The organism is Afipia sp. GAS231 (assembly GCF_900103365.1).
Taxonomy (GTDB): domain Bacteria; phylum Pseudomonadota; class Alphaproteobacteria; order Rhizobiales; family Xanthobacteraceae; genus Bradyrhizobium.
This window is the reverse complement of the sequence record NZ_LT629703.1, coordinates 3,969,310-3,983,786: the sequence shown is the minus strand read 5'-3', so window position 1 is coordinate 3,983,786 and position 14,477 is coordinate 3,969,310. Positions and strand designations below refer to the sequence as shown.

17 protein-coding genes and 1 tRNA gene are annotated in these 14,477 nt (G+C 62.3%); 14 read left to right on the top strand and 4 right to left on the bottom strand.

What is annotated here, in order from left to right; translation table 11 throughout:
* Nucleotides 1-62: 62 nt before the first annotated feature.
* Complete coding sequence (locus BLS26_RS18835; RefSeq protein ID WP_244542009.1) at nt 63-908, top strand: LysR substrate-binding domain-containing protein; 846 nt, start codon at nt 63-65, stop codon at nt 906-908.
* Here the strand turns inward: BLS26_RS18835 and BLS26_RS18830 are convergent.
* Nucleotides 905-1,792: a LysR substrate-binding domain-containing protein gene (locus BLS26_RS18830; protein ID WP_092513572.1), complete on the bottom strand. Its 888-nt coding sequence runs from the start codon at nt 1,790-1,792 to the stop codon at nt 905-907. The genes BLS26_RS18835 and BLS26_RS18830 overlap by 4 nt on opposite strands.
* Nucleotides 1,793-1,936: 144 nt before the next feature.
* Between BLS26_RS18830 and BLS26_RS18825 the strand changes: the two genes are divergently transcribed.
* The 4 genes from BLS26_RS18825 to BLS26_RS18810 all read left to right on the top strand — a co-directional run bounded on the left by BLS26_RS18825 (nt 1,937) and on the right by BLS26_RS18810 (nt 4,910).
* On the top strand, nt 1,937-2,617 hold the full coding sequence (locus tag BLS26_RS18825) for a hypothetical protein (protein ID WP_244541620.1): 681 nt from the start codon (nt 1,937-1,939) through the stop codon (nt 2,615-2,617).
* A 60-nt stretch (nt 2,618-2,677) separates the two neighbouring features.
* Entirely contained in the window at nt 2,678-3,592 is a 915-nt protein-coding gene (locus BLS26_RS18820; protein ID WP_092513570.1) for an SDR family oxidoreductase, read from the top strand.
* 11 nt (nt 3,593-3,603) lie between these two features.
* Nucleotides 3,604-4,017: a nuclear transport factor 2 family protein gene (locus BLS26_RS18815; protein ID WP_092513568.1), complete on the top strand. Its 414-nt coding sequence runs from the start codon at nt 3,604-3,606 to the stop codon at nt 4,015-4,017.
* A 197-nt stretch (nt 4,018-4,214) separates the two neighbouring features.
* Nucleotides 4,215-4,910: a hypothetical protein gene (locus tag BLS26_RS18810; RefSeq protein ID WP_157676491.1), complete on the top strand. Its 696-nt coding sequence runs from the start codon at nt 4,215-4,217 to the stop codon at nt 4,908-4,910.
* Between the two features lie 41 nt (nt 4,911-4,951).
* Here BLS26_RS18810 and BLS26_RS18805 read toward each other — a convergent pair.
* Nucleotides 4,952-5,041, bottom strand: a tRNA-Ser gene (locus BLS26_RS18805).
* Between the two features lie 123 nt (nt 5,042-5,164).
* Here BLS26_RS18805 and BLS26_RS18800 point away from each other — a divergent pair.
* Nucleotides 5,165-6,028 (top strand): alpha/beta fold hydrolase, encoded by an 864-nt coding sequence (locus BLS26_RS18800; protein WP_092513564.1) that lies wholly within the window; start codon nt 5,165-5,167, stop codon nt 6,026-6,028.
* A 295-nt stretch (nt 6,029-6,323) separates the two neighbouring features.
* On the opposite strand, the gene BLS26_RS18795 is transcribed toward BLS26_RS18800, so the two are convergent.
* The gene (locus tag BLS26_RS18795; protein WP_092513562.1) at nt 6,324-7,421 is read right to left on the bottom strand and encodes an ROK family protein; all 1,098 of its coding nucleotides are present in this window, start codon (nt 7,419-7,421) and stop codon (nt 6,324-6,326) included.
* A gap of 385 nt (nt 7,422-7,806) precedes the next feature.
* Between BLS26_RS18795 and rplU the strand changes: the two genes are divergently transcribed.
* The 3 genes from rplU to BLS26_RS18780 all read left to right on the top strand — a co-directional run bounded on the left by rplU (nt 7,807) and on the right by BLS26_RS18780 (nt 9,400).
* On the top strand, nt 7,807-8,286 hold the full coding sequence (gene rplU / locus BLS26_RS18790) for a 50S ribosomal protein L21 (RefSeq protein ID WP_092513560.1): 480 nt from the start codon (nt 7,807-7,809) through the stop codon (nt 8,284-8,286).
* A gap of 93 nt (nt 8,287-8,379) precedes the next feature.
* Nucleotides 8,380-8,649 carry a 50S ribosomal protein L27 gene (gene rpmA, locus BLS26_RS18785; RefSeq protein WP_092513558.1) on the top strand — a complete coding sequence of 90 codons (270 nt, stop codon included), beginning with the start codon at nt 8,380-8,382 and terminating at the stop codon, nt 8,647-8,649.
* A 154-nt stretch (nt 8,650-8,803) separates the two neighbouring features.
* Nucleotides 8,804-9,400, top strand: coding sequence for a GNAT family N-acetyltransferase (locus tag BLS26_RS18780; RefSeq protein WP_092513556.1), 597 nt, complete (start codon nt 8,804-8,806; stop codon nt 9,398-9,400).
* A gap of 57 nt (nt 9,401-9,457) precedes the next feature.
* On the opposite strand, the gene BLS26_RS18775 is transcribed toward BLS26_RS18780, so the two are convergent.
* Nucleotides 9,458-10,372, bottom strand: coding sequence for a DMT family transporter (locus tag BLS26_RS18775; RefSeq protein WP_092513554.1), 915 nt, complete (start codon nt 10,370-10,372; stop codon nt 9,458-9,460).
* A gap of 196 nt (nt 10,373-10,568) precedes the next feature.
* Between BLS26_RS18775 and BLS26_RS18770 the strand changes: the two genes are divergently transcribed.
* From BLS26_RS18770 to proB, 5 genes are all read left to right on the top strand, one after another.
* The gene (locus tag BLS26_RS18770) at nt 10,569-11,051 is read left to right on the top strand and encodes a MaoC family dehydratase (protein ID WP_092513552.1); all 483 of its coding nucleotides are present in this window, start codon (nt 10,569-10,571) and stop codon (nt 11,049-11,051) included.
* A 157-nt stretch (nt 11,052-11,208) separates the two neighbouring features.
* Nucleotides 11,209-11,739: a hypothetical protein gene (locus BLS26_RS35810; RefSeq protein ID WP_157676490.1), complete on the top strand. Its 531-nt coding sequence runs from the start codon at nt 11,209-11,211 to the stop codon at nt 11,737-11,739.
* 25 nt (nt 11,740-11,764) lie between these two features.
* Nucleotides 11,765-11,947, top strand: a complete 183-nt coding sequence (locus BLS26_RS18765) for a hypothetical protein (RefSeq protein ID WP_092513550.1) — start codon at nt 11,765-11,767, stop codon at nt 11,945-11,947.
* Between the two features lie 203 nt (nt 11,948-12,150).
* Nucleotides 12,151-13,209: a GTPase ObgE gene (gene obgE, locus BLS26_RS18760; protein ID WP_092513548.1), complete on the top strand. Its 1,059-nt coding sequence runs from the start codon at nt 12,151-12,153 to the stop codon at nt 13,207-13,209.
* A gap of 103 nt (nt 13,210-13,312) precedes the next feature.
* Nucleotides 13,313-14,455 carry a glutamate 5-kinase gene (gene proB, locus BLS26_RS18755; protein WP_092513546.1) on the top strand — a complete coding sequence of 381 codons (1,143 nt, stop codon included), beginning with the start codon at nt 13,313-13,315 and terminating at the stop codon, nt 14,453-14,455.
* Nucleotides 14,456-14,477 lie beyond the last annotated feature (22 nt).

Here is a 14,477-nt window from a genome sequence, read left to right as displayed (position 1 = left end):
GACATGTTAGCGTTCCTAACAATTGGCGAATGACGCGTTTACCGCCGCTGGAAGCCTTGCGGGTGTTCGAGGTGGCTTGCCGCCACGGCAGCTACTCCGAAGCGGCGCGCGAATTGCACGTGACGCACAGCGCTGTCAGCCAGCGCATCAGACAACTGGAGGAAGAACTCGGCCTCACCCTGTTCGAGCGGCAGGGCAACCGGATGGTGGCCACGCCGGGCGGACTGAGATTGCAGGCAGGCGTCAAAGGCGCGTTTTCGGAACTGAATGCGGCGCTGGGCAACATCGGGACTCGTCGGACCGCGGCAGAAATCACCGTAAGCCTGCTGCCGGTCATGGCGGCCCGCTGGCTGGTTCCGCGCCTTCCCCGTTTCACGGCCCGCTACCCGAGCATCAATCTGCATATCAAGACCGGCCAGTCGCTGGCCAATTTCAAATCCGACGGCGTCGACATCGCGATCCGGTTCGGCACCGGCGATTGGAAGGGCCTGCGGGCCATCAAGCTTCTCGATGAAGAGCTTTTTCCGGTATGCAGCCCCGGCCTCAACGACGGGCGATTGCCGAAGGACCCTGCATCGATGTTATCGGAGCCGCTGCTGATCGACCGCAACGTGTCGTGGCGCGCCTGGTTCAGGTCTGCCGGTGTGACGCTTGATCGCGATATCGCAGGGACCTCCTTCACCGATACGAACGCGTTGATGGAAGCCGCCGTGGCAGGACAGGGGATTGCGCTCGGCCGTCTCTCGTTCACGCGATCCGATATCCTGGCGGGAAAGCTGGTTCGCCTGTTCGAACACAACTTGCGTCTCTCTCACTGTCATTATGCGGTCTATCCGATCTCTTCGGAATCCAACCCGGCGCTGACGGCTTTCCGGGACTGGCTGATCGAAGAAGCCCGGCGCAATTAGGAAACCCCGGCGAGCTTGCCGACCATGGAAAGCAGCAGCTTCAGGATCGGCGACTTGTTCGCCTTGTGGTAGGCGAGAACCAGGTCGAGCGTCGGTACTTCTCCCTGCAGCGGACGTGTGGCTATTGATTCCGGCAGATAGTTCCTCGTGTAAGCCGGCAACAGCATCACCGCGCGCGTCGACGTGATCATCGAGATCGCATGGACGACATTGTGCACTTCGTGCTCCGGCTTGAGATCGATGCCGGCCCGGTTGAAATACGCCAACACGACACGGCGCACCGCGGGGGCCGCCTTGGAAGGAAGCAGGAAAGCTTCATTGGCGATCTCTTGCGGCGCAACCGCTGTAAGCGAAGCCAGGCGGTGGTCGCCCGGAAAAGCAAGCACCAGCGGGTCCGTGCGCACGCGCCTGTAGACCAAATCCTCCATATGTTCTTCCGGCCTGATGAAGGCGGCATCGAGCTTGCGCCGCATCAAGGTCTTGGCCAGCACCGGAGAGTAATCGCTCGACAGCCGGATTTCGATGCCGGGAAACTCCTCGCGAAGGATGCGTTCCACCTCGGGCAACAAGCCGATTTCGGCCCCCGACATGAAACCAAGCGCAAAGGTCGGTCGCGCCGGCTGAGCTGCACGTAGCGCCGCTTCCTTGGCGGCTTCCGCCTGAACCAGCGCCATTCGTGCATGTTCGAGAAAGGCTTTTCCCGCTGACGTCAGTTCAACGCCGTGCGCGCTGCGATGCATCAGCTGGACGCCGACTTCCTCTTCGAGATCCCGGATTTGCCGGCTCAGCGACGGCTGCGACGTGTGCAGCTTCTGTTCGGCGGCAACGGTCAAGCTGCCGGCATCGGCGACGGCGACGAAGTAGCGCAGGTGCCGGAGCTCCATCCCAACCTCCCATATCTCGCAGGCATGGGGCCAGCTTACAAAGTCTTTTCCAGACGGACCAGCCGCTCCTATAGCAGGAGGGCGCTGAACGCGGGGGGTCTGCCCGCCAGGCAGGGCGTATTCCGATCCAAACCAGATGAAGGCATGCGCATGCGCAAAGGCATCAAGGCGTCGCTGTCGTTGCTTCTGGCGATGACCGCCATGGGCGAAGCCGCGGCGCAGTCCCCCAGCACTCAACCGAAGGCAAGCGGCATGGAAACGGACGTCACGAAGATCAAACAGGCCCTGCTCGGAAACTGGGAGAGCATCGCTCCCGAGGTGCGGCCAAGCGCCGCCAAGAATGCGGACGGCTCGCTCAAGCCGTTCTACCTCAAGCGGACATTCAAATATCTGCCATCCGACCGGTTCGAGCTCGAGATCGTCAACTCGGCGGACCCTTACGGTGCGGTGCCGCTCGCGCGCCTCAAGATTGGCGGGCACATGCTGTGGCAGGGCTCTCACCCGATCGCTGCGGGGGCGCAGAAGGTCAACTTCATTGCCGATGAGGCCTACGAAGTTACTCCGCTCGCGGCGGGATTTGCCGATGTGCTCAACAAGGTCGCCTCGGCGGGATACGCGCCGTGGGCCGTCAACGCGACCCAGAGCATCTTCGGAAAGACGTTTGTTCCCTTTGCCCTCAAGGAAGGGACGAATTTCATGGAATACGATCTGGTCTATCTCAGAGGAGATCTGCTGTTCTGGGGCGCGCGCAATATCGACGGCCGCGGCTTTGATACCGAGCAGAACCGGCCCACCAACCTGCAGATCCCGCTGGTCCGCAAGTAGCGCAGGCGTGATAGAATTGATCTTGCGAAAGTGACTTGATCCCTTGAGCAAGGTGCTTCGATGGCGACACAGGCTGAAATCCCTTCGCAGCTCGGCAAGACCGCCGTTGTCACCGGGGCCACGGGTGGCCTCGGTTACGAGACCGCCCAGGCCTTGGCCAAGGCCGGCGCAGAAGTCATTCTGACCGGCCGCGACGACAACAAGGGGCGGTCGGCTGTCGAGAAGATCAGCCGCGAAGTGATCGGCGCCAAAACAAGCTACGAACATCTCGATCTGGCCAGCCTCGCATCGATCGCCGACTTCGCGCAGCGGATGCAAACCCGGCAATCGCTTGATCTCCTGGTCAACAATGCCGGCGTGATGGCGTTACCCCGCCGGCAAACCACGGCGGATGGCTTTGAGATGCAGTTCGGAACGAACTATCTCGGCCACTTCGCTCTCACGGCCCGGCTGTTGCCGCTGTTGCGCGCGGCGAGCGGCGCACGGGTTGTCAGCGTCAGCAGCCTGGCGCACCGGACCGGGTTGATCGATTTCGGCGATCTGCAGGGCGAGCGCCTGTACTCGCCATGGAAGGCCTATGGGCAATCCAAGCTCGCATGCTTGATCTTCGCGCTTGAACTGCAACGACGCAGTGACGCGGCCGGCTGGAAGCTGATCAGCAACGCCGCCCATCCCGGATTTTCCCGCACCAACCTGTTCGCCGGTGGCCCCGGCGGCCTGATTTCCCTTGCGACCGATTTCGCCGCGCCGCTATTCGGTCAATCCGCGGCCGACGGCGCGAGGCCGATCCTGTTCGCAGCGACAAGCCCGGAGGCAAAGCCGGGCGCCTATTACGGACCCGGAGGGCTCGGTGAATTGCGAGGCGCGCCGGCGTCCGCCCTGATCATGCCGCAGGCGCGCGACGCGACGACGGCTGCCAGACTCTGGGATGCGTCCGAGAAGCTCGTCGGTACGTCATTCGGCAGCCCGCCTTGAGGAGAAATGCCATGGCCGCCTCATCCGAACCGGGCAACGAAAACAGCCTCGTTCAAACCGTCCTGAACGCGTTCGATACGCTTTTCAACAAGCGCGACTACGCTGCCGCCGAGCGTTTGTGGTCTCCGCGTTACATCCAGCACAGCGCACATATTGCGCCCGGCCGCGAAGGGCTGTTCGACCTGGTCAAGTCTTTGCCCGCGACGCTGCGCTATGAGAACCACATCGCAGCCGCGACCGGTGACTTCGTCATTCTGCACGGGCGGTTCAGCGGTCACGGCCTGCCGGCGGCGTGGGTCGTCGCTGATATCGTGCGCATGGAGAATGATGTGCTTGCGGAGCACTGGGATGTCATCCAGGACGAGGCCACGCGGGAGCAATCGCTCAGCGGTCTGCCGATGTTCGGCGACAAATTCCCGGGCTGACCGCGACCGCCTCGCAGCAATAACTGGAAACATTTTGCCGGGCGCGGCAATCTTTGCCGCGCCTCCCGGCGCGTCATCGAGATGGATGACGAAGCGATTGCCAGAAAACCCGCATCATTTGCGCAAGCCCGGTTTCAAATTATCCCGGCACGCCGTTTGCTTTCTCGTAGGTACCAAGAGTACCGAAGAGGTTTGCGATGAGTGTGAGTGGCGTTGCCGGACCGAATATTCCGCGTAGCTGGACCCCGATACTGAACCGACGTGACGACAGCGCTCAAACGGCGTCACCAAATTCCCCCGATCAAACTGCAAACTCCTCCGATCAGACCGGCGCGCCGACGTCTCCGTTTTTGGGCAAGATCGCGTCATCGGTGACCGACTCGATCATGGTGTCGCTGCCGAACGGCATGTCGGTCGGCATGGCCCACTTCGGCGGCGGCAGCAGTGGCTTTGACGCACAGATGCTTTCGTCGCTGGAGGATCTGGTCAGCAATCTGAGCTCCTATGCGACGACCTCCAAAGGCACTGATGACGGAACGCAGCCGAACGCGGCGAGCGATGGTTCAAAGAACACCGGGTCCAACAGCGATCTGCAGGGGACACAGGCGATCGACATGATGCATGTCGACCTCCCCAACGGAATCTCGGTTGAAATACGCCACTCTTCGGCGAGCGCTGAAGCCGACGGCGGCCTCGCCGCCATGAACCAAATGGAAAAGGCGATGGAAGAACTCGTCGACCATTTCAGCGGCCTGGGAGGCTCGGCGGATTCAGGATCCACCGCGGCCAACTCCGTCGCCAGCCAACGCGCGCTCGCCGCCTACGCCGAACAGGCAAAACAAAAAGACCAGACATCGCTGGCAGACGGGGTTGGGGTGAGCAAAGCTTCCTGATGGTGGCGGCCGCGTCGCGGCTTAAGGCTTGCGAAGGAAGCTGGCGGAGAGGGAGGGATTCGAACCCCCGATAGGCTTGCACCTATGCCGCATTTCGAGTGCGGTGCATTCGACCACTCTGCCACCTCTCCAGGCGCCAATTGGGGTGATTCCTCACCCGCGGTCGGGGCGAGTTCTAGGCGAGGATGGCGGGCCAGACAAGGCGCGGCGCCAACAATTCCGAAGGGGCCTGAGTCCCCAAAAAGGAGCCGGAAATGGAGCATTTGACGGTTCAGGCCAACCATGCGGCATTCCATGTCGCCCGGATCGGGGCCGGGCAGCCGCTGTTATTGCTGCACGGATGGCCGGAATTCTGGCTGAGCTGGGAGCCTGTCATGACGCGGCTGGCCGATCGCTTCACGCTGTACGCCCCGGACCTGCGCGGTTTCGGCGACAGCGACAAGCCGGACGCCCCGCATGGCCCGGACCAGCATGCCGCCGACATGCTGGCGCTGATGGACGCGCTCGACCTCAAGCAGGCGGGCGTGGTCGGCCATGACGTCGGCGGCGGGCTGATGCAGCCGATGGCGCGAAGCGCGCCGGACCGCATCGCCGGATTGTTCTTCTTCGATTTCCTTTATCCCGGCATCGGGCCGCGCATGGCCGAGCCGGAGCGGCTGAACAACATCTGGTACCAGTCGTTCAACCAGCTCGATATCGCCCCGGTTCTGATCGGCGCGTCGCGCGAAAGTTGCCGCGCCTATTTCGGTTATCTTCTGAAACACTGGAGCCATCGCAAGCACGCCTTCGACGACGCGCTCGAAACCTGGGTCGATAATTTTCTCAAACCCGGCAACCTCGCCGGCGGCTTCGCCTATTATCGCGCAGCCCACGCGGGTCGGATCCGGATGCTGAAGGGTGAAGCGCCGCAACTGGCGCCGATCGATGTGCCGACCTGCGTTCGCTGGGCCGAACACGATCCGCTGTTTCCCTATGCCTGGACCGACCGGCTCGGCGAGACGTTTTCAAATCTCGATCTCGCTGTCTTTCCCGACGTCGGACACTTTCCGCATCGCGAGGACCCCGATCGCGCGGCGCGCGAGATCGCAGCGTTTTTCACGCGCATCGGCTGGGTTTGAGCGCGATTGTAAATGCAGGGAAAAGGTGGGGCCGCCAGACGCGACAAAACACTGACGGCCCCGTGCCGCTTCATCGAAATTCTGGCTGGGAAGTGCGGCTTCGCCGGCCAGAGGGGAGCGACGAAATGACGGTAGCGGTAGGAGCGGAAACGGCAACGCGAACCCGGTTTTAACCTAACCGGTCAACCTTACCGGAACAGTCGCCGTCATTCCGGGGCGCGAAGCGAACCTCAGAGGTGCAATTGCACCTCGTAGTTCTATGTTTCGCATTGCCCCGGAATGACAGCGCACTTTCCTAATCCTTGCTCTTCTTCGCCTTCTCGCCATTGCCGTTTTCCTTGCGGCGATTGGTAAAGCGCGCGTTGCCGAGGCCGGTGCCGATGGTCAGCACGCCCCAGCGCTCGACATCCTGCATGAACGGAACTTCGGAAAGGCCCTGCGCCACGCCGTCATTGTGCATCAGCACCGCGGTGTCGTGACCGCCGATCTCGGGGATGGCTTCCACCAGGCTCGCCGGCAGATTGAATTTGCTGCTCTCCCAGTTGCCCGGCAGATTCTGCGCGCCCTTCTCGATCGAACCGTCCTCGTTGATGACGCCGGGACAGGCGATGCCGATGAACGGCGCCAGCTTGAGGCCTTCTTTCTCGGACGCCGTGATCAGATCCTTCAGCATCTTGACCAGCCGCTTCACCGCGCCCTCGCGTGTCGGCTCGTCGTTGGCGTGCCGCCACAGTTCGGACTTCCACACCGCGGCCTTGGAAAGATCGGGCGCCTTTTTCCAGCGCGTCTCAACCACGCCGCAGCGGATGTTGGTGCCGCCGATGTCGACGGCGAGAATGCTGTCATGGGCTTCAAAAATCCAGGACGGCGCCAGATGCAGCGTCCCGATCAGGCCGGCATCGTCGGGATGAAAACGGATCGGCACCAGGTCGACCTTGAAGTCCTCGGCCTTGAGGATGATGTCGGTGCGGGCGATGGCGAGTTCGCCGACCCGGCTCTGCCGAAAACCGCCGCCGACCACGATGCGCTCGGTATCGGCCCAGGCCTTGGTCTTGAGAAATTTCCCGGTGACATGCGCCAGTTCCTGCGCGAATTCCTCGATCGCGCCATGCACCAATGCCGAAGCATGGATATCGTCGCCGACCAGCGCCGCGTCGAGTTCGCTCTTGGCGATCTCCTCGGCGGATTTCTTCCCCAAGGGATCGTCGCCGTTTTTCTTCAGCGGCTTGCGCAACGTGTCGAGTATCTCGCGAAACGCGCCCTTGCTGGCGCGGTCGCCGAGAAAGCCGTCGTCGTCCTTCAACTCGATATTGAAGCTGTCGACCTCCACCGACGGCAGCCGGGTGGCGCCGTGACGGGCGATGCCCGTGGTCGTGACCGCATCTTCTGCCATAGTGCCCCTGCCTGCCGGATTTCGGCAGGACAACGGTCGGGGAACCCTTTGGTTTCACTGGGGCGAATGGGGAGTGGCGGGTAGCGAATGGCGGCCCGCCCTACCCCTGTTCGCCATTCGCTACTCGCCATCCGCCCTTTCGGCCCCGAATCCCTCATTTTGGGGCGGTTTTGGGCCGCCTTTTCCTTGACTCATGGCTTTCAGCGGCTATAAGTCCCCGCATCCGGCGCGGGATTTCTCGCGCCGCTTGTTTTTGCGCGATTTTGAGGGGTTCGCCCCCGACCCGCGCGAAAATCGTACCCATAACGACTGACCAAAAAGCCGACCCGGGCAAACCCTCTATGGGGACGTCCGAGGCCGGGATCGAACACGAAGGAATAAAACGATGTTCGCAGTCATCAAAACCGGCGGCCGGCAATACCGCGTCGTTCCGGATGATGTGCTCGAGGTAGGCAAGATCGCCGGCGATGTCGGTACGATCGTGCAGCTTGGCGAAGTTCTGGTGGTCGGCGGTGACACGCCGGTGCTGGGTTTGCCGACGGTTGCTGGTGCTTCGGTCGCGGCAGAAGTGCTGGACCACAAGCGCGGCCCGAAGGTGATCGCGTTCAAGAAGCGCCGCCGCAAGAATTCACGCCGCAAGCGCGGCTATCGCGACGAGATCACGGTGCTTCGCATCACCGAGATCCTGACCGACAACGCCAAGCCCTCGATCGGCCCGCGGCCGAAGCGGGAAAAGGTTGCCGCTCCCGCCCCCGAGAGCGACGGCGACGAGGCACCGAAGAAGAAGGCGCCCGCCAAAAAGGCCGTGGCCAAGAAGGCGGTTGCAAAGAAGGCTCCGGCCAAGAAGGCCGCCGCGAAAAAGTGATCGAAGCGCTTCGAGAAATTGAAGCGTGATAAAAAGTGAAATGATTCCGTCAAGGAATTGATCTAGAACTCAAGGCGAAGTCGGAGACGGGCCATGGCTCACAAAAAAGCAGGCGGTTCATCGCGGAACGGACGCGATTCAGCGGGCAAGCGCCTTGGCATCAAGGCCTATGGCGGCGAGCGCGTGATTCCCGGCAACATCATTGCGCGTCAGCGCGGCACCACCTGGCATCCCGGCCTTAATGTCGGCATGGGCACTGACCATACTCTCTTCGCCAAGGTCGAAGGCCACGTCGAGTTTCGCGCAAAAGGTAATGGTCGCACGTTCGTATCGGTGGTTCCGATGGCGGAGGCGGCCGAATAGACGGTGGACACAATCGAGTCCGCCGGGTCCTGTTGAACCGGCGGAGTCGAAGAGGGCTCCAAGGGGAGGCGGGAAACCGGCCTCCCTTTTTTATTGCGCGTGTGCCGCCAGGACATGGGCAATAACCCAAGAGCTGCCTTCAAGGAGCCCTCCAATGTTGCAGGACATCCCCACCCCGGCCTTGCGTGAGGCAGGTAGCTGCGTCCTCGAGACCGAACGGCTGGCGTTGCGCCGGCCCACCCTCGCGGACGTAAAAGCGATCGCGTATCTCGCCAATGATCGCCGCATTGCCGAAAACAGCCGCCGGCTGCCGCACCCCTATTTGCAGGATCATGCCGTCGAATTCGTGCGCGCGATGGCGGCGGACCGGCGCGAGACCGTGTTCCTGATCGAGCACACGCATTCGCCGATCGGCATGGTCGGCATCGACTGGCGCGAACAAAGCGCGCCGGAACTCGGCTATTGGCTCGGTGTCGAGCATTGGGGCCGCGGTTTCGGCACCGAAGCCGCACGCGCGGTCATCGATTTCTTCTTCGAGGAGTTCGACGCCGAGCACCTGGTCTCGGGCGCACGGGTCGCCAACCCGTCCTCGCGCAACATCCTGGAGAAGTGCGGCTTTCAGTGGAGCGGCGTCGAGCTGCACCGCTTCGAGGCGCTGGGATCCTCGACCCCGGTCGACTGCTTCCGGCTGTCGCGCAGCGTATGGTCGTCGCTGAAAAACTGGGGAAGCTCGACGCGGAAAGAGCGGTAACTTTTTCCTTGTCGTCCCGGCCTGGTGCGCAATTGCGCACGGGGGCCGGGACGACAATTACGCCGGCGGATTGACCACCGCTTCCTGCCGCCCGAGCTTCTGCTCGCGCAGGAAGATGTAGAGCCCGGCGCCGATGATGATCGCGGCGCCGATCAGCGTGGCGCGTGACGGCACGTCGCCCCACACCACGAAACCGAAGATCACCGCCCAGACGATCATCGAATATTGATAGGGCACCACGACGCTGGCCGGCGCCAGTTTCAGCGAACGGTTGACGCATAATAGCGCGGCCACCGAAATCAGCCCGGCGGTGGCGAACAGGCCGAGGCTGCCGAGCGACGGCGTCACCCAGCCGATCGGCGACAGCAGCGCACCGAGCAGGAAGGTGCCGCCGAATTGCGACGACGCCAGCACGATATCCGGCGTCGCCCGCAGCGAGCGCGTGATCAGCATCAGGAAGGCGAACGAGATGCTGCCGCCGAGCGCGATCATCGCCGGCCAGCTCACCGTCTGCGCCGAGGGACGCATCGCAATCAGCACGCCGCAAAACCCGACCAGGATCGCCGTCCAGCGCCGCCAGCCGACGTGCTCGCCGAGCACGATCCCCGACAGCGCGGTGACGAAAATCGGCGACGCCAGGTAGTAGGTGATGACGTCGGCGAGCGGCAGATAGACGGTCGCGAGAAAGAACGCGGCAACCTCGAGCGTGGACAGCGTGACGCGGAGCAGTTGCAGCCACGGCCGTTCGAGGCGGCCGAATTCGGCGCGCTGCTTCCACATCATCGGCAACAGCACCAATAGCGCCGCACAGGCGCGCAGCCACAGCAACTGCCCGACCGAATAGGTCGCGACCATGAACTTGCCGAGTGCATCGCCGAACGAGAACATGAAGATCGACAGCAGCATCAGGCCGATGCCGGCCAGCCGCGCGGAACGCTCGTCGTAGGTCGATAGTTTGGCGAACAGACTCATGCGAAGCCTTAAAGACGGAGACGCCCGCGATGTCCAGAGCGGCACACCGCGGGGGCCCGGACACAAAATCGCGAAAACAACCCCATGCAAAGTAGAATGGGGCGCGCGAGAACCAGTCGAATTGAGCCAATTGTCGCAGGCGCGGCGCTGCGATACCGATAGACCCAATGCCAGGAAACGCCGAGAGGAAACCGCCATGACCGACTTCGATCCCGCCCAGCATCGCATGGTGAGCGAACAGCGCTGGTTCGAAGACTTTGTCCTCGGCGAGCGCTTCGTGATTCCGAGCCGGACCCAGACCTCGGCGGTGTTCGCCGCGTTCCAGACCGCCAGCGGCGATACCCATCCGATCCATTACGATGTCGAATATTGCCGCGCCCGCGGCATGCCGGACCTGCTCGCGCATGGTTTCCAGACCCTGGTTCACACCGCGCCGGGCGCCGGGCTGTTTCCCTATATCGTCGAGGAATCGCTGGTCGGCTTTCTCGAACAGTCGAGCAAGTTCTTAAAGCCGGTCTATGCCGGCGACACCATCTATCCCGCGCTCGAAGTGATCGAGCTGGTGGGTGGCCGCACGACCGGCGTGGTGACGCTGCGCTCGACCGTGTTCAACCAGCGCAAGGAGCTGGTGCTGGAGGGGACGCAGAAGTTTTTGATCCGCCGAAGGGCGACATCATAGTGTAGACAGGGCGACGGAAAACACTGGCCCCAGCGAGGGCCTTCCAAATACTCAGGCGCACTTGTTGCGCCATTAAGCGCAGCCTCAATGCGCCCCTAGGCCTCTTTCTGGTAGTAGTCGTCAGACTTTTTCCCATCGCCACTCAGGAATGCTCCATATGGCCCGCATGACTGCCGAAGACTTCAAAGTAGGCATTGAAGAAATCCAAAACGAACCCGATAGATCGGCAGGCATCGTTGCGGCAACCATGCTCGAATCCTCTATTGAGGATGCCATCCTGTTACGTCTAATTCCTATGTCAAATACTCACCGTGAGGCGCTTTTCGGCGGAGAAGCATTCTTTGCGAATTTCGCCTCTAAGATTGAGCTAGGATTTTCGCTTGGTCTTTACGGACCGCGTACAAAATCAGAGCTTGGGTACATACGAAAGATTCGCAATCAGTTTGCACACTATGCTGGACGTTCATTCGGGCACGGCGAAATCGCAAAACTTTGCAAGCTAATAACTTACTACGGGCCACCAACCGTTGATGAAACGCCGAAAGAGGCAAGAGAATATTACGATAAATTCCCCGGCATAGAGCTTAGATGGCGCTTTTTACACGCTGCGTCACATATCGGACTGCAAGTGCTCAAAGAAGCCAGCGAATACTCTTGGCAACCTCCAAACCCAAGCCTTCTCGGCTAGCCCTCCTCATAGGCCGGTGAATGGCTTGGGCAGCTTCATCTGCCAAATCCGTCTCCCGACTAAAGCCAAGCAAAACTTCAAACCCGGATGGTTCGACGTCCCCATCGTCTACGCCAGTCAGCATCGCGGCATCTTCGTTGCCGAGAAGGGGTTTCACGGCGAGGGCGTCTTCAACGAGGCGATGACGGCGTGGGAGAAATCGCCGTAAAAGCAGGCCCAATATCGCCAAAAACCGCAAAACGGCCCGAAAATTAAGGCTTTTCGCCAAAGTTGCGGGCCTTGAGGGTTGCCGCTTTGGCTGCCGTGGCTTACGTAAGACGCCAGCACAGCACCCCAGTTCCAGATTGATGTTTTAACGCGCTTTCTTGACGCGAACGCTGCGCTTTTCGCTCGAAAACGCTATGGTGACCCATGAAATTCCTCGATGAAGCCAAGGTCTATATCCGCTCCGGCGACGGCGGAAACGGCTGCGTGGCGTTTCGCCGCGAAAAGTTCATCGAGTTCGGCGGCCCGTCCGGCGGCAATGGCGGCCGCGGCGGCGATGTCGTGATCGAAGTGGTCGACGGGCTCAACACACTGATCGACTATCGCTATCAGCAGCACTTCAAGGCGCAGAAGGGCGTCAATGGCATGGGCAGCGACCGCCATGGGGCCAACGGCAAATCGATCGTGCTGAAAGTGCCGGTCGGCACGCAGATCATCGACGAGGATCGCGAAACGCTGATCCACGACTTCACCACGCTCGGCGAAAAGTTCGTGCTGGCCGAAGGCGGCAATGGCGGCTTCGGCAACGCGCATTTCAAATCCTCAACCAACCGCGCGCCGCGCAACGCCAATCCGGGCCAGGAAGGCGAAGAGCGCTGGATCTGGTTACGGCTGAAGCTGATCGCAGACGCCGGCCTGGTCGGCCTGCCCAACGCCGGTAAATCGACCTTCCTCTCGGTTGTCAGCGCCGCCAAGCCGAAGATCGCCGACTATCCCTTCACCACGCTGCATCCGCAGCTCGGCGTCGTGAACGCGCAGGGCCGCGAATTCGTGCTGGCCGATATTCCGGGTCTGATCGAGGGCGCGCATGAAGGCGCCGGCCTCGGCGATCGCTTTCTCGGCCATGTCGAGCGTTGCCGGGTGCTGCTGCATTTGATCGACGCCACCTGCGAACACGCCGGCAAGGCCTACAAGACGGTTCGCACCGAGCTCGACGCCTATGAAGGCGATCTCGCCAACAAGATCGAGATCGTGGCGCTGAACAAGATCGACGCGGTGGCGCCGGATGAGCTGAAGAAACAGAAGGACCGGCTGAAACGCGCCGCGAAAAAGACGCCGCTGCTGGTCTCGGCCGTGACCGGCGAAGGCGTGCCCGAAGCGCTCAAGGCGCTGGTCGAGGTGATCGGCGAAGCGCCGGTCTCACTGAAGGCCAAGGGCGGCGTCCAGCAGGCCGAGCCGTGGGCGCCGACGAACCCGCAGGACTGATATCAAGGCTGATATCAGCCGCGACTTCCTTGGCTGCGCCACTTCCAAATCACGAAGCCGGCGCGTATTGCTTCCCAATACTCCGCATCACGCAACCAAGCCCATGAAACGCCCAGCGCTCAAAAACTTCCGCCGCATCGTCGTCAAGGTCGGCTCGTCGCTGCTGATCGACTCGGCGAAGGGCGAAGTCCGCGCGGCGTGGTTGTCGGCGCTGGCGGCCGATATCGCGAAGCTGCATGGCGAAGGCCGCGACGTGCTGGTGGTCTCATCGGGCTCGATCGCGCTTGGCCGCAGCAAGCTGAAGCTGCCGCGCGGTCCGCTCAAGCTCGAGGAAAGCCAGGGCGCCGCCGCGGTGGGACAGATCGCGCTGGCGCGGATCTGGTCGGAGGTGCTTGGCGCGCACGGCATCGGCGCCGGACAGATTCTGGTGACCTTGCAGGACACCGAGGAGCGCCGCCGCTATCTCAACGCGCGCTCGACCATTGGCAAGCTGCTGGAATGGCGCGCGGTGCCCGTGATCAACGAGAACGACACCGTCGCCACCAACGAAATCCGCTACGGCGACAACGACCGCCTCGCCGCGCGCGTCGCCACCATGGCGAGCGCCGATTTGCTGGTGCTGCTGTCCGACATCGACGGCCTCTATGACGCGCCGCCCGGCGCCAATCCGAATGCAAAGCTGATTCCGATCGTGGAATCCGTCACCTCGGAAATCGAGGCGATGGCGGGTGCGGCGGAATCCGAACTGTCGCGCGGCGGCATGTACACCAAGATCGAAGCCGCCAAGATCGCGACCACCGCCGGCACGCATATGCTGATCGCGTCCGGCAAGATCGAGCATCCGCTGCAGGCGATCGCCGACGGCGGCCGCTGCACCTGGTTCCTGACCCCCGCCAATCCCGTCACCGCGCGAAAACGCTGGATCGCAGGCTCGCTGGAGCCCAAGGGCACGCTGACCATCGACGCCGGCGCGGTCGCGGCGCTCCGCGCCGGCAAGAGCCTGCTGCCGGCCGGCGTGATCCGGATCGACGGCCAGTTCGCCCGCGGCGACGCCGTGGTGGTGCGCGGCCCTGATACGCACGAAATCGGCCGCGGCCTCGTCGCCTATGACGCCGACGACGCCGAGAAGATCAAAGGCCGCTCTTCGCCTGACGTGATGGTGATCCTGGGCATCAGCGGCCGGGCCGAGATGATCCACCGCGACGATCTGGTGGTGGGCGGGCCGCGGACGACCGATTTGGCGTAAGCCTCACACGACAGGCATCGAT

What these genes read in the sequence shown, in the direction of transcription:
- BLS26_RS18815 (WP_092513568.1), top strand. Translation starts at nt 3,604, where the DNA reads ATGGCCGCCTCATCCGAACCGGGCAACGAAAACAGCCTCGTTCAAACC.
- proB (WP_092513546.1), top strand. Translation starts at nt 13,313, where the DNA reads ATGAAACGCCCAGCGCTCAAAAACTTCCGCCGCATCGTCGTCAAGGTC.
- BLS26_RS18820 (WP_092513570.1), top strand. Translation starts at nt 2,678, where the DNA reads ATGGCGACACAGGCTGAAATCCCTTCGCAGCTCGGCAAGACCGCCGTT.
- BLS26_RS18825 (WP_244541620.1), top strand. Translation starts at nt 1,937, where the DNA reads ATGCGCATGCGCAAAGGCATCAAGGCGTCGCTGTCGTTGCTTCTGGCG.
- obgE (WP_092513548.1), top strand. Translation starts at nt 12,151, where the DNA reads ATGAAATTCCTCGATGAAGCCAAGGTCTATATCCGCTCCGGCGACGGC.
- BLS26_RS18830 (WP_092513572.1), bottom strand. Translation starts at nt 1,792, where the DNA reads ATGGAGCTCCGGCACCTGCGCTACTTCGTCGCCGTCGCCGATGCCGGC.
- rpmA (WP_092513558.1), top strand. Translation starts at nt 8,380, where the DNA reads ATGGCTCACAAAAAAGCAGGCGGTTCATCGCGGAACGGACGCGATTCA.
- BLS26_RS18775 (WP_092513554.1), bottom strand. Translation starts at nt 10,372, where the DNA reads ATGAGTCTGTTCGCCAAACTATCGACCTACGACGAGCGTTCCGCGCGG.
- BLS26_RS18800 (WP_092513564.1), top strand. Translation starts at nt 5,165, where the DNA reads ATGGAGCATTTGACGGTTCAGGCCAACCATGCGGCATTCCATGTCGCC.
- BLS26_RS18780 (WP_092513556.1), top strand. Translation starts at nt 8,804, where the DNA reads ATGTTGCAGGACATCCCCACCCCGGCCTTGCGTGAGGCAGGTAGCTGC.
- BLS26_RS18795 (WP_092513562.1), bottom strand. Translation starts at nt 7,421, where the DNA reads ATGGCAGAAGATGCGGTCACGACCACGGGCATCGCCCGTCACGGCGCC.
- rplU (WP_092513560.1), top strand. Translation starts at nt 7,807, where the DNA reads ATGTTCGCAGTCATCAAAACCGGCGGCCGGCAATACCGCGTCGTTCCG.
- BLS26_RS35810 (WP_157676490.1), top strand. Translation starts at nt 11,209, where the DNA reads ATGGCCCGCATGACTGCCGAAGACTTCAAAGTAGGCATTGAAGAAATC.
- BLS26_RS18810 (WP_157676491.1), top strand. Translation starts at nt 4,215, where the DNA reads ATGAGTGTGAGTGGCGTTGCCGGACCGAATATTCCGCGTAGCTGGACC.
- BLS26_RS18770 (WP_092513552.1), top strand. Translation starts at nt 10,569, where the DNA reads ATGACCGACTTCGATCCCGCCCAGCATCGCATGGTGAGCGAACAGCGC.